At 39.6% G+C, this 13,483-nt stretch carries 12 protein-coding genes and 1 riboswitch; of the genes, 2 read left to right on the top strand and 10 right to left on the bottom strand.

The features are described from left to right. Positions 1-134: 134 nt before the first annotated feature. Positions 135-1,388, bottom strand: coding sequence for a methionine gamma-lyase family protein (locus tag NV349_RS05725; RefSeq protein WP_036128177.1), 1,254 nt, complete (start codon positions 1,386-1,388; stop codon positions 135-137). A gap of 349 nt (positions 1,389-1,737) precedes the next feature. On the opposite strand from NV349_RS05725, the gene NV349_RS05720 reads away from it, so the two are divergent. After that, positions 1,738-2,343 (top strand): trimeric intracellular cation channel family protein, encoded by a 606-nt coding sequence (locus tag NV349_RS05720; protein WP_036128179.1) that lies wholly within the window; start codon positions 1,738-1,740, stop codon positions 2,341-2,343. Between the two features lie 74 nt (positions 2,344-2,417). Here the strand turns inward: NV349_RS05720 and cobT are convergent, their stop codons facing one another. Continuing rightward, complete coding sequence (cobT, locus tag NV349_RS05715) at positions 2,418-3,473, bottom strand: nicotinate-nucleotide--dimethylbenzimidazole phosphoribosyltransferase (RefSeq protein WP_058843943.1); 1,056 nt, start codon at positions 3,471-3,473, stop codon at positions 2,418-2,420. A 94-nt stretch (positions 3,474-3,567) separates the two neighbouring features. Further along, a riboswitch (cobalamin riboswitch) is annotated at positions 3,568-3,743 on the bottom strand. Between the two features lie 72 nt (positions 3,744-3,815). After that, a complete protein-coding gene (locus NV349_RS05710) occupies positions 3,816-4,670 on the bottom strand; it encodes a DMT family transporter (RefSeq protein ID WP_036128184.1) in 855 nt (284 codons plus the stop codon). Between the two features lie 288 nt (positions 4,671-4,958). On the opposite strand from NV349_RS05710, the gene NV349_RS05705 reads away from it, so the two are divergent. Next, positions 4,959-5,354, top strand: coding sequence for a hypothetical protein (locus NV349_RS05705; RefSeq protein WP_089932040.1), 396 nt, complete (start codon positions 4,959-4,961; stop codon positions 5,352-5,354). A gap of 545 nt (positions 5,355-5,899) precedes the next feature. Here the strand turns inward: NV349_RS05705 and NV349_RS05700 are convergent. From NV349_RS05700 to mutL, 7 genes are all read right to left on the bottom strand, one after another. Continuing rightward, complete coding sequence (locus tag NV349_RS05700; RefSeq protein ID WP_036124673.1) at positions 5,900-6,202, bottom strand: rhodanese-like domain-containing protein; 303 nt, start codon at positions 6,200-6,202, stop codon at positions 5,900-5,902. Positions 6,203-6,298: 96 nt separating this feature from the next. Then, positions 6,299-6,529, bottom strand: coding sequence for an RNA chaperone Hfq (gene hfq / locus NV349_RS05695; protein WP_036124674.1), 231 nt, complete (start codon positions 6,527-6,529; stop codon positions 6,299-6,301). 97 nt (positions 6,530-6,626) lie between these two features. Continuing rightward, positions 6,627-7,529 (bottom strand): tRNA (adenosine(37)-N6)-dimethylallyltransferase MiaA, encoded by a 903-nt coding sequence (miaA, locus tag NV349_RS05690; RefSeq protein ID WP_089932038.1) that lies wholly within the window; start codon positions 7,527-7,529, stop codon positions 6,627-6,629. Next, positions 7,516-8,433: an alpha/beta fold hydrolase gene (locus NV349_RS05685; protein WP_271912547.1), complete on the bottom strand. Its 918-nt coding sequence runs from the start codon at positions 8,431-8,433 to the stop codon at positions 7,516-7,518. Before NV349_RS05685 ends, miaA begins: the two co-directional genes overlap by 14 nt. A gap of 3 nt (positions 8,434-8,436) precedes the next feature. After that, positions 8,437-10,083 carry a glycerol-3-phosphate dehydrogenase/oxidase gene (locus NV349_RS05680; protein ID WP_036124680.1) on the bottom strand — a complete coding sequence of 549 codons (1,647 nt, stop codon included), beginning with the start codon at positions 10,081-10,083 and terminating at the stop codon, positions 8,437-8,439. 18 nt (positions 10,084-10,101) lie between these two features. Beyond that, the gene (gene glpK / locus NV349_RS05675; RefSeq protein ID WP_271912546.1) at positions 10,102-11,595 is read right to left on the bottom strand and encodes a glycerol kinase GlpK; all 1,494 of its coding nucleotides are present in this window, start codon (positions 11,593-11,595) and stop codon (positions 10,102-10,104) included. A 19-nt stretch (positions 11,596-11,614) separates the two neighbouring features. Further along, positions 11,615-13,477: a DNA mismatch repair endonuclease MutL gene (mutL, locus tag NV349_RS05670; RefSeq protein ID WP_101966384.1), complete on the bottom strand. Its 1,863-nt coding sequence runs from the start codon at positions 13,475-13,477 to the stop codon at positions 11,615-11,617. Positions 13,478-13,483 lie beyond the last annotated feature (6 nt).

Below are 13,483 nucleotides of genomic sequence, written 5' to 3'. Positions count from 1 at the left end.
CGCTTATCATATAACGAAATTTTTTCACTGTCAACCAACCATGTGAGGTTTCCTAACATGTAAGGCGTTATTTTTTTCAATCCGATAGAAAATTGTAAAAAACTATTCAAATTTAAGGTTTATTTATTTTCATATTACTTTTTTTGAATGGCTTGAACAGCACTACAAATAGCAAATTTAACATGTTCATATGTTAGTCCACCCTGGATAAAGGCTGTATATGGTGGACGGATTGGACCATCTGCTGTCAGCTCAATGCTGGAGCCTTGAATAAATGTTCCCGCAGCCATAATGACATCATCTTCATAACCAGGCATATAAGCTGGTTCTGGAGCATAATGGGCATTTATTGGAGAATTGGCTTGTATTTCACGACAGAAGGCAATCATCTGCTGTGCAGTTTGGAAGGAAACGGATTGGATTAAATCCGTACGATTTGCATCATAGCTTGGAGAAGTGCTCATTCCGATTTCCTCCAGCATAGCTGCTGTAAAGATCGCACCTTTTAAGGCTTGTGATACGACATGTGGGGCTAGGAAAAATCCTTGATAAAAATCTCCTAATGTATTTAATGTTGCCCCTGCCTCTGCCCCAATACCTGGAGATGTCATACGATACGCACATTTCTCTACTAAATCTGCACGGCCAGCAATATAGCCACCAATTTTCGCCAATCCTCCACCAGGGTTTTTAATGAGTGAGCCTGCCATTAAATCAGCACCAACCTCTGTTGGTTCCTTCGCCTCTACGAACTCACCATAGCAGTTATCTACAAAAATAACGGCATGTGGGGCTAATTTGCGCACCTTTGCGCACATATCAGCAATTTCTGCAATCGTAAAGGATGGACGTGTCGCATAGCCTTTCGAACGTTGAATGGCAATCATTTTTGTTTGCGTAGTAATGGCTGCTTCTACACCTACCCAATCAATTGCTTTATTTTCCACTAAATCCACATGTCGATAGCCTATTTTATAATCTTTCAGTGAACCGGTATCTTTGTTACCACCATCGACAATGGATTGCAATGTGTCATATGGCTGACCAGAAATATAAAGCAGCTCATCACCAGGACGAAGGACACCGAATAGACTAAGCGTGATTGCATGTGTTCCTGAAATAATTTGTGGTCGTACAATGGCAGCCTCCGCCCCAAAAACTTCCGCATAAACACGCTCTAAATTATCGCGTCCCTCATCGTCATAGCCATAGCCATTGGATGGATGTAAATGATAGTCACTTACTTGATGCTTGCGAAATGCTGCTAGCACCTTCTGTTGATTATAAAACGCCATTTCTTCTACCTTTGCATGATAGGGTCGAACTTGCTCCTCTATTTTTGACGCTAAGGATAGCGTTTGTGCTGATAAATTAGATGTAAACGTCATTCTTTTCTTCTCCATTTCACAATTGTCCCGCATTTCAATCAGTAAGATCTATCGACTCTCTAAATTGACTTCACTCATTCTAGAATTCCCTAAATAACTACTGGTATATCAACGCTTTTGACGAATGTTTTTCTTTATTTCAATAACATCTTATCAATTTGTATGAACCCCTGCAAAACTTGCCTATTGTTTCTAAGCGAATTTTACGCTAAGCTAATGTGCGGACTTACTTCAAGAAGCGTATGTAATGACTGATTTTGGCTATTAAATTCATAGATTCTGTTACGTCAAAAAAAGTCTTTTAACTTTTAAAAAAGAAGTTCATTTATTGATAGAAGGGGTGAAAGGGATGGCTTGGGAGGTTTTTAGTATTATTGGAACAATTGCCTTTGCTATTTCTGGGGCAATCATTGCCATGGAAGAAGAATACGATTTATTCGGTGTATATATACTCGGTATTGTCACTGCTTTTGGTGGAGGAGCTATTCGAAATTTACTCATCGGACTGCCTGTCACAACCTTATGGGGACAGGATATGATGTTTCAAATTGCACTAGCTGCGATTACGATATTTTTTATCTTCCCGCATCATCTGATTCAGCATTGGCATCGTTGGGGCAACTTCACAGATGCCATTGGCTTATCCGCATTCGCTATTCAAGGTGCACTCTATGCAGTGAAGCTAGATATGCCAATTAGCGCAGTCGTTGTAGCTGCTGTTTTAACAGGTTCAGGTGGTGGTATTGTGCGAGATTTATTAGCTAGACGGAAGCCGCTAGTTCTCCGTGATGAAGTCTATGGTGTTTGGGCTGCTCTCGCAGGGCTTGTTATCGGATTTGAAGTTTTGACTGGAGACATTTTCCTTTATGTATTATTTGCAGTGATTACAGCATTACGCATTCTTTCCTATATGATGAAGTGGCGTTTGCCTTTGCGAAGGTTGAATCGGGCATAGATACTGTAATTGATAAAAAAATGAATAAGCGCAAATAGTTAATGAACTCTTTGCGCTTATTTGTTATTCAGTAACTATTTAGCCAAAAGATTCATGGCTTCTTCTAATGTCACCATATTTTTCATCATAGAACAAGCAGCATCTAAAAGAGGAAAAGCTAGAGCAGCACCAGAGCCTTCGCCTAATCGCATGTTCATATGCAGCATTGGCTCTACACCAAGTAATGATGCGGCAATTTTAGCCCCTGGTTCCTCTGAAGCATGGGAAGGTATGATAAAGTCTTTTACTTTCGGTTCAATTTGATAAGCAATAAGCGCAGCAATAGTCGAAATAAAACCATCAATAATAACAGGTTTTCGGTGACTTGCGGCAGCCAGCATGATACCAGCCATAGCCCCTATCTCTAGCCCTCCAACTTTAGCTAGAACATCAATGATATCGTTAGGATTAGGGTTGTTGAGAGTAATTGCTTTTTCAATTACTGCTGCTTTATGAGCAATCCCTCCTTGACCAACTCCTGCGCCAAACCCTGTTATTTCAATAGGGTCATAGCCAGTCAAAGCAGCTAATATGGCAGTGCTCGGCGTTGTATTACCAATGCCCATTTCACCTGTTCCAAGTAGGTTGGCTCCTTTTGTGATTTCATCTGTTGCCACATGAATCCCCACTTCAATGGATTGAATAGCCTCTTCTCTTGACATAGCAGGGCCCTGTGCCATGTTATCTGTGCCATGTTTAATTTTATGAATGATAACACCTGCATCAAGCGGAATATCTTCTTTTACCCCAACATCTACTGTTACTACCTTTGCATTGGTAATGCCCGCAATCGCACAAACGCCTGTACCTCCCTTAGGAAAATTTAATGTTTGAAAGACCGTAACATCTTGTGGATTCGTTGTTATGCCTTCCTCACAAACGCCATGATCTGCTGCACAGACAATCATCACTTTTTTATCGACCATTGGATATAATTGTCCTGTTATGCCTGAAAGCTGTACGGCAAGTGATTCTAGTTTACCCAAGCTACCTGGGGGCTTACAAAGCGCATCAATTCGCTTTCTAGCTTGGTCCATACTATTCATATCAGCCCCTTGGATATTTTGAATTGTGTCTTGTAATAATTGCATTATTGTTTCTCCTCTCGTTCTACATGAAGACAAAATAAAAAGTCTGTAGTTTATTGTCATGACAAATAAACTACAGACTTTTCCATCATCTATATACTTCCGAAGCAAGTAGGCAGGTCTCCTGGCTCAAGCTCAACATATCATCGTGCCTTCCCAGCGATTCGCTAGTGGCATTTACGATGACACTCCCTTATACAGTGGCGGGTCCGCTAAAGTTTTTCACTTTATTCCCTATTCTCCCTATTGGGCACCTAATGCTTTTATTAAACTATTTATAATCTACGACAGCGTATTTTTTCTGTCAATATTAGAATACTCGCCTTGTACCATTTCTTCGGTTACCTATTCTTTTTCTATTTCGCTTAGCAATGTTGAGCCTAATAATAGGACCGCTCCTATTATTTGTAGAAGCGCCATTTTTTCTCCTATAATCATCGTGGAAATTACTAATGATGTCAGTGGATCAATATAGCTAAGAATGGCTATACTTTGTCCTTTTAACTGTGACATGCCTAAAAAGAACAATAAAAATCCAACCCCTGCATGGACAAGGCCTAATGTAATTAAGAATAGGACTGATTCAAAACTGATTTTCATGACCTGAAATCCTGTAGTTCCAAGTAGATAGAAGCTAAGGAAAAATGCTGCTAAAGAAAGTTGAATCATTGTATTTTCTGGTTCCTTTAAGCCACATATAAATTTATTTGTCAATGTTAGCGCTGTGTAAAAGCATGCCGCGATAAGACCGTAGACAATGCCTATAAAATGCTCACTGTCCCCAGTGCCTTGACTTTGGACAATCAAATATAGTCCGATAAGGGCCACACAGACATACATTATTTTTCTGCCAACTAGCTTCTCTTTTAAAATAATTGGAGATAAACAGATAACGAGTACTGGTGCAAAATAATAACTCAATGCAGCATTGGCAATCGTTGTTGCTTTATAAGCCTGAAATAAAAAAATCCAGTTCCCACACAAGGCGATACTAGAAAGTATTAATTTCCACTTATTTTTTATAATCTCTAATTTCGAAAAACTTTTCTTTTTATAAATAAAAATCACTACTAAAAAACAAGCACCTATTAAACTCATCCAAAAAGCGATTTCACTTGAAGATAACGGAATATACTTGGCAAAAACACCAACTGCTCCAAAAATAATCATGGATAATACAAATGCTAATTTTCCGCTCATTACAAATACCTACTTTCTACGTATAAAGTATTAACCTATACAGTAGAATCTATTGAAAATGAGCAAACTGTTATTGTATGCCTAAACAGTAGATTCTACTGTAAAGACATTGTTGGGGGTGCTATTGAACAAAACATACAAAATCCCTCCTTCACCTACATAATTGTAACATATTTCTGAAAATTAAAGAGTAAGTTTTATAAAGAAAGGGGTCACTAATCCCTTCATACTATTATGAGTATGTACAATATAAGGTAAGTCATAAATTTTCTTTGAGGAGGAGTTAGGATGAATGCAAGAGAATTGAGAAATGCTATTGCGGAGACTTGTGAAAATTATGATAGTCACTACGCTCAGTTAGTGAAACCAATCAATCAGTTATTAATGAATGTCGATGCTAGTATAAGTAACGAAACAGCGAATATAATCATCGAAAATTTGAAGTTATATTATAGCGGGGATAAATACATGACGGAATGTCACTTCGATGAGAGTGAAAATTTCTTAAAAGATGGTCTTGAACTTCTTCAAAAGGGGGATCTTGCGAATGGTACTTTACAAATATATGGTGCTGGTTTAAATTTTTCCAGTTATGCTTTAAAGGTTCGTGGGCAAAAAAATGTGAATCCGTATATTAACTTTGAAAAAAATTTCAGCCTCATCATGAACACACTCCGAAAATAAGTATATAAAAAAGGTGATGTCAATGATAGAAACAGCCACTTTGAAAAGCGAGAGGTTGATTTCCGTTCCACCAGCGTCCTTTCAGGGGGCGTCCGATGATGAGCCGCTTCACTCACTGCGTTCGCTCCAAGGTCCCCTCTGTGACGCTAAATCCCCTAGGAGTGACACTGGCTCCACTCCAATCAACCATATGTAAAAGTGGCTTTTCCTTCTCTTTCATACGAACCGTAGTGAACAAAATAGCCCATTATTTGTCTGATGAGAGAAAGGATAGCCCTTTATTTTCAATGTGAAGAAGTGGTAAGTAACAACACCCCTCCATAAAGAGTAGTGAACACCTTTGCTAAAAAGGTACCATTTTTATGCATTGGAATGGAAGGCTACTTGACTCCCGTGGGATAGTGAGACAGGCGAGCCTCTAAACGGAGCGGTAGCAGAGGAAGCGGCTCGGCGCTCGCTACCAGGAAAGCAAGTAGCCTGCAACGGAAATCCATTTTCACCCTTCACAAAAATGCTATGGATGGTTTTATTTTTCATTATGTCATTTATTTAAATTCTAATTCTCCATCGTAAGCTAGCATGCCGCCTTCAAGATTTGTTACATCAAATCCTTGCGCTTCTAAATAAGCACATGCATTAGCAGAACGAGCACCAGCCTTACAAACAACAATATATGGCTTTTCTACGTCTAATTCCTCTAAACGTTCCGGGATTGTCCCAAGGGCAATGTGCTTGGCACCAGGAATCATGCCGTGTGCTACTTCATCCTCTTCACGTACATCAATAATATATAGGTCCTCATTTGCATCTAATCGTTCTAGTAATTGTGTTGTTTCCATTGATTTCATGAACTTTTTTCCTCCAAAATTTCAAATTCCACTTACATTATAGCTTGTAACAAAAAAAACAGCCAGTGTGGTGAACACAAGCTGTTTAACAATTTTTTATCCTTCTGTCTCTAAAAACTCTATTTGTTTTGCTGGAACGAATGTAGAAATGGCGTGCTTGTAGATTAGGTGCTGCTTATTTTCAGCATCCATTAATAAAACTGTAAAATTGTCATATGATTTCACAGTCCCTTTTAACTGAAATCCATTTAACAGAAATACAGTTACAAAAACACTGTTTTTACGTAGTTGGTTCAAGAACGTATCTTGCAAGTTGATTGATTTCATCAAATAGCCTCCCCACTAACTTTCTACCTCTTCACTCCTATAGTAGCATGTTCTACCAATTTATCAATTAGTAATTTTTAGAAATTTTTCTTAATTATTATAATTGTTCATCCGTCGTAATAAAATGGACATCCATTTTATTGCGAAAATAGGTAAGTTGTCTTTTTGCATAGCGGCGTGAATTTTGTTTTAAGCTATCAATAGCTTCTTCGAGGGTACATTTGCCATCCAAATAATCATACAATTCCTTATAGCCAATTGCTTGTATGGACTGCACATTTCGAATATTTTGCTGCCATAAACCTTTGACTTCTTCTAAAAGGCCATTGTCCATCATTAAATCAACACGACGGTTAATGCGGTCATAAAGCACTTCACGGGTCATATTTTGACCTAACCCCAAAATGACATGCTTATAAAGAGGTACTTCCCCTCGGTTTTGTGCTTCAGCTGCTTTGGATACACCGCTTAATTCCAGCATTTCTAATGCACGAATGACACGACGCGTATTGTTTGGATGAATCGTCTCCGCTGTTTGAGGGTCTAGTTGTTTTAATTTATCATGCATTGCCTCAGGGCCAAGCTTTGCTAATTCATCATAGTAGGCTTTTCGTGCTTCCTCATCAACTTTCTCATCAGTAAATTGGAAATCATAGAGGACCGCTTGTACATATAAGCCTGAGCCACCTACTATAATGGGTAATTTTTGTCGAGATTGGATTTCTGCAATTTTTGCTCGGACTAATTTTTGATAATCCGCTACTGAAAAAGATTCTGTCGGCTCTAAAAAACTGAGTAGATGGTGTGGTACGCCCTCCATCTCTTCTTCCTTAATTTTAGCAGTCCCAATATCGAGTCCTTTATAAATTTGCATGGAGTCGCCATTAATGACTTCACCGTTATATTTTTTCGCCAGTTCAATGCTTAAAGCTGTTTTACCAGAGGCAGTTGGTCCTACAATCGCTACGACCTCTGCCTGCTGTAATTTAGTTTCTATCATATTTTTCTAACCACCGTAATAATACTTGAAAGACCGCTTCTTGGTTGTCTTCATTTAAAATTTCATGCCGTTTGTCCTCAAATAAATAAACCGTTACATCTTTTACTCCTACTGTTGCCAATTGTTCAGCAACTGTGTAAACGCCCAGCCCCTGTTCGCCAACCGGGTCTTTACTTCCGCTTATCAAGAGAATAGGAAGATTTTTTCTTATTTTTGCTAATTCTTTTTTACGATTAAGTGTTGCAAAGCCCGTTGTTAAATCGACAAAAAATTGATTGGTTGGAATAAAGCCACAATATGGGTCATCTATATACTTCTGCACCTCTTGTTGGACAGAACATAGCCAGTCATAGGCCGTCTTTGGATTTGGAAACTGTTTATTAAAGCTACCAAAACTCAATTGATTTAGCAGCTTACTTTCAGTTTCTTTCCCTAGCCCCTTAGCTAATACCTTGGCTACGATATTTCCAACAGTATGCAGGGCTGTCACATTTCCCGTACCACAGAGAATAACATTGTCTACTTGTTCACCATACAGTTGAATATATCGTCTAGTAATGAATGACCCCATACTATGACCAAAAATAATGAATGGTACATTTGCATAAGGTGCATGTAATTGCGTGACCACTTCATGGGCATCTTCTACCACACGCTCAAAGCCGTTCTTTTCAGCAAAAAAACCTAACGTGCCATTATAGGCCGCCGTTTCACCATGACCACGATGATCGTGCATCGTCACAGCATAGCCTGCCGCATTGAGTGTTTTAGCAAATGTTAAATAGCGACCACTGTGCTCTGCCATACCATGCAAAATGTGAATATGACCAATACATGGCGTTGTGGGCTCCAATGTTCGAGTAAAGACAAAATGTCCATCCGACATTTGAATATAACGCTCCATCCCTTACTCCCCTTTTTTCACAAAATTTGTTGCATCCTTAATGGCTTGCTCTAATTCAGCCATATACTTGTGTTTTTGTTCCTCCGTATAATTCAAGTGTTGTTGCATCACTTGAATTACTTGCTGCTTATAAAGCTTGACAGCCTCAATATCGAAGTAAAGCAAGCCTGTACGACGAATAAAGAAGTCGCTCGGTGTATAGACCATTTCCTCTTCCATGCCATACAGTAGCATAGCGTGTAAAGCTAGAGGCATTGTACTGCCATGTTCATGTAAAAATTTAACACGATTAAATAATCCATCTACATTTGTGCCATACTTTTGTACAAGCTGTTTGGCTTCATCATAATTTAAGCCGTATTGTACACCTTCTCGTGCTTTATAAGCCATATAGTCAGGGAAATTAATCGCGTTGATTCCTTTTGCACCAGACAGTGAGAGCTCACGTGTTAAACAAGCACTTGCATGCTTATAGCGACGAGCTTTTACAATTTTATCGACAATTGTTTCAGCCATTTGACGATAGCCTGTGAGCTTACCGCCAGCGATTGTCATTAAACCACTTGGCGCTGTCCATATTTCATCTTTCCTTGAAATTTCAGAAGGGTCCTTTCCTTTTTCATAAATGAGCGGGCGTACTCCTGCCCAGGATGATTCAATCGTTTCTCTTGTAATAGTAGCAGTTGGAAAGACTTTTTTAGCAGCCTCAATTAAATAATCTACATCTTGCTGTGTAGCAACAGGGTGTACAAGATTTCCCTCAAAGACTGTATCCGTTGTCCCTATATAGGTTTTGTCATCTCGCGGAATTGCAAAAGCCATACGCCCATCAGGAATATCAAAATAAACAGCTTGCTTCAGTGGAAAATCCTTTTGGTTGAGGACAATATGAACGCCTTTTGTCAGACGTAATTGCTTGTTATCTGTTACTTTATCCTTGTGTCGTACGTCATCTACCCAAGGGCCTGTAGCATTGACAATTTGTGCTGCATGTACATCGAGTATTGTTCCCGTAACATGATCCTTCACTTTAATGCCAACAAGCTTTTTCTTTTTGTAGATAAATTCCGTCATCTCTGCATAATTGAGACACAATGCTCCATATTCTGCAGCCTTTTTCAATACTTCAATCGTCAGACGTGCATCATCCGTACGATATTCAACATAATACCCTCCACCCACAAGTCCATCTTCATTAAGTAAAGGTTCTAATGCTAGGGTTTCTTGGACGTTTAACATTGTTCTACGTTCATGTTTTTTGACACCCGCCAAGCGGTCATAAACCTTTAATGCTATAGATGTTGTAAACGGACTAAGTGAGCCCTTCTTATATAAAGGTAATAGCATTTTTTCAGGCGTTGTGACATGAACCGCATTATCATAAACGATTTCACGTTCACGCCCCACTTCCGCTACGACACCCACATCAAATTGCTTTAAATAACGTAGGCCACCATGAATCAGCTTGGTTGAACGGCTCGACGTACCAGCTGAAAAATCCTGCATGTCAATTAATGCGACAGAAAGGCCTCTTGATGCGGCATCTAATGCAATTCCTGCACCTGTAATACCACCACCAATGACTAATACGTCAAAGCTATAGTGCTCTAGATAATATAAAATTTTTGGACGATGCTCAAATGAAAACATACCTTTCTCCCCCAATAGCTATGATTTAAAAATTCGTGTGGCCTCTACAGCCTTTTGCCAGCCAGTATAAAGAGCTGTGGCTTGCTCGTCCTCCATTTGTGGTTGGTAGGTTTGGCCACTCATCCATAATGCAGATAAGGTCTCTTGGTTTGGCCAAAAGTTTGTGGCAAGACCTGCTAAATAGGCTGCACCTAGTGCTGTTGATTCATTAAGCTGTGCTAGCTCAACTTGTAGCTGTAAAACATCACTTTGGAACTGCATTAAAAACTGATTTTTAACAGCCCCACCATCGACACGGAGTACTTCAATCGGGGTACCCGCTGCTTCTTCCATTGCATCCAGTACATCCTTTGTTTGATAGGCTAATGATTCAAGTGTTGCCCGGATGAAATGCTCTTTTGATGTTCCTCGTGTTAAGCCAAAAATGGCACCCCGAGCATCTGTATCCCAATAAGGCGTTCCTAGACCAACAAAGGCAGGGACAATGTAGACACCATCCGTGTTCTTCACCTTTTTAGCATAGGTTTCGGAATCCTCAGCAGTACGAATCATACGTAGCCCATCTCGTAGCCATTGGATTGCTGACCCTGCTACAAAAACACTACCTTCTAATGCATAGGTCACTTTTCCATCTATCCCCCAAGCAATAGTCGTCAGTAAACCATTTTCAGAGGTCACTGCTTGCTGGCCTGTATTTAATAGCATAAAACAGCCAGTACCGTAAGTGTTTTTAGCCATTCCTTTTGTAAAGCAAGTTTGACCAAAAAGAGCGGCTTGTTGATCACCTGCAATCCCTGCAATCGGAATTTTTTCACCAAAGAAAATACTTGGTGCTGTTTCCGTGTATATTTCAGATGAATTTTTCACTTCAGGTAACATTGACATTGGAATAGCTAAAAGCTGACAAAGCTCATCATCCCATTGCAATTCATGAATATTGTAAAGCAATGTTCGAGCTGCATTTGAATAGTCGGTTACATGAGCCTTTCCTTTTGATAATCGCCAAACAATCCAAGAATCAATCGTCCCAAATAGCAAATCTCCATTGTTTGCCATTGCGCGTGCGCCATCCACATTGTCTAAAATCCATTTAATTTTTGTTGCAGAAAAATAAGCATCTAGGCGTAGCCCTGTTTTTTGCTGAAAAAGCTCTTCATGGCCTTGATCTTTTAAGGTATTCACAATGTCCTGTGTTTGGCGCGATTGCCAGACAATCGCATTGTAAATGGGCTGACCTGTCTTTTTATCCCATACAACTGTCGTTTCGCGTTGATTGGTAATACCAATGGCATGTACCTCACTTGCTTCGTGCCCACTTTCGGTTAAGACCGCCGCAATAACGGCTAGAATAGAACCCCAAATTTCATTTGCATTATGCTCTACCCAGCCAGCCTTCGGAAAAATTTGCTGAAATTCTTTTTGTGCGACATGAACAATTTCACCTTTTTTATTAAATAAAATAGCCCTTGAACTTGTCGTTCCTTGATCAATCGCTAAAATAAATTCGCCCATCCCAACTTCCCCCTTGTCTCTACATAACCCGTTTGAACATTTTTTCCACTTCATACGATGTAAAATGAATAAGCACTGGACGTCCATGAGGGCATGTAAATGGATTATCTGCATTACGTAAATCTCGTAGTAATGTTTCCATTTGTTCTTTTGTTAAATAATGATTGGCTTTGATCGATTTTTTACAGCTCATCATAATCGCCGCTGCTTCACGTAATTTTTTGACATCGGCCTTTTTCGTTGTTAGCACCTGTTCAATTAAATCCTCAATGATTTCCTGCTCTTCCCCTTGTGGGAACCAACTTGGGTGCTCACGTACAACAAAAGATGACTGACCAAATTCCTCTAAAAATACACCTACAGCTTCTAGCTCATGCTTGTATTCTCGTAAAATAAGTGCTTCATCGGCCGCATAGTGGAAAGTTAGTGGAAGCAATAATGCTTGACGTTCATGCGGATTGACTTGACCGACCTTTTCACGGAAAAATTCATATTTAATGCGTTCTTGTGCAGCATGTTGATCAATTAAATAAAAACCATCTTCCATTTGTGCAACAATGTATGTGCCATGGATTTGCCCAACTACTTCTAGTTCAGGAAATGGCTCTTTCGTAGACTCATTCTCAATTACTTCTTGTTGTTCTACACTGCTTACTTGTTCAACTGTCTCAGTCTCCAATCGCAGATCGGGCTGCCAGCTATCCTCTATCATAGTAGGTACAGGCTCTGGCACGACCAACTGTTCACGATTGCTCTCTTGAATGGTTTGGACATCATATAGTTTCTCAACAATTGCATGCATCTTTTCTACATCTATTTTGGGAGCAGGCTTCCAAATATTAAGTTGCTCATTAGTAGGTTTGACACTTTTTTCTTTCTTCTCCATCTGAGGTACGCGAATAACGCTGCGTATTTTTTCACGGATGGTTTCCTCGATTAATTTCAAAAGCTCTGGCTCTTTACTTAAACGAATTTGATGTTTCGCAGGATGCACATTGACATCTGTTAAATAAGGATCTCCCTCTATATAAAGGACAACTATCGGATAGCGTTCGATGGGTAAATACGTATGGTAGGCATCCACAACCACTTTTTGCACTAAATAATGCTTGACCCAGCGACCATTAACAAACAGAGACATATAATTTTTGGAAGCACGTGTCACCTCAGGCAAGGACACAAAGCCAGAAATTCGATAATCATATGATTCGCCTTGGAACGGCACCATCTTCTTGGCATTATGTACACCGTAAATAGCGGCCAGTACTTGTTGCACATCTCCTCGCCCATTGGTTTGCAATAATTGTTGACCATTATGCAGTAATCTGAATGCAATTTGTGGATTGCTAAGTGCTAGGCGATTCATTAGGTCTATCGTATGCCCAAGTTCAGTTTGAATAGTTTTCATATATTTTAAGCGTGCGGGCGTGTTAAAAAATAGCTGAGATACCGTTAAATCCGTACCTTTACGCAAAGGGCCAGGCTTATGTGTTAGGATATGTCCACCTTCAAGCTCTAAATGCGTTCCAGATTCACCATTTGATGTTATCAGCGTCATTTTAGAAACAGAAGCAATGGATGCCAATGCTTCCCCACGGAAACCAAGTGTACGAATGCGGAATAAATCATGTTCCTGATGAATTTTACTAGTAGCATGGCGAGAGAATGACATCAATGCATCCTCTTCATCCATACCATTACCATTATCTATTACTTGAATGGAAGTGAGACCCGCTTCTAGTAAAAAAACATCAATGGACGTACTCCCCGCATCAATGGCATTTTCCACTAGCTCTTTGACAACAGAAGCTGGTCTTTCTACTACCTCTCCTGCTGCGATTTTATTGGATAGCCACTCGTCCATAATTTGTATGTTTCCCACTAACGT

It is taken from the genome of Lysinibacillus sp. OF-1 (assembly GCF_028356935.1).
GTDB classification, from domain to species: Bacteria; Bacillota; Bacilli; order Bacillales_A; family Planococcaceae; genus Lysinibacillus; species Lysinibacillus fusiformis_D.
The sequence above is the reverse complement of the archived record's forward strand: the minus strand, read 5'-3'. Positions and strand labels throughout refer to the sequence as shown.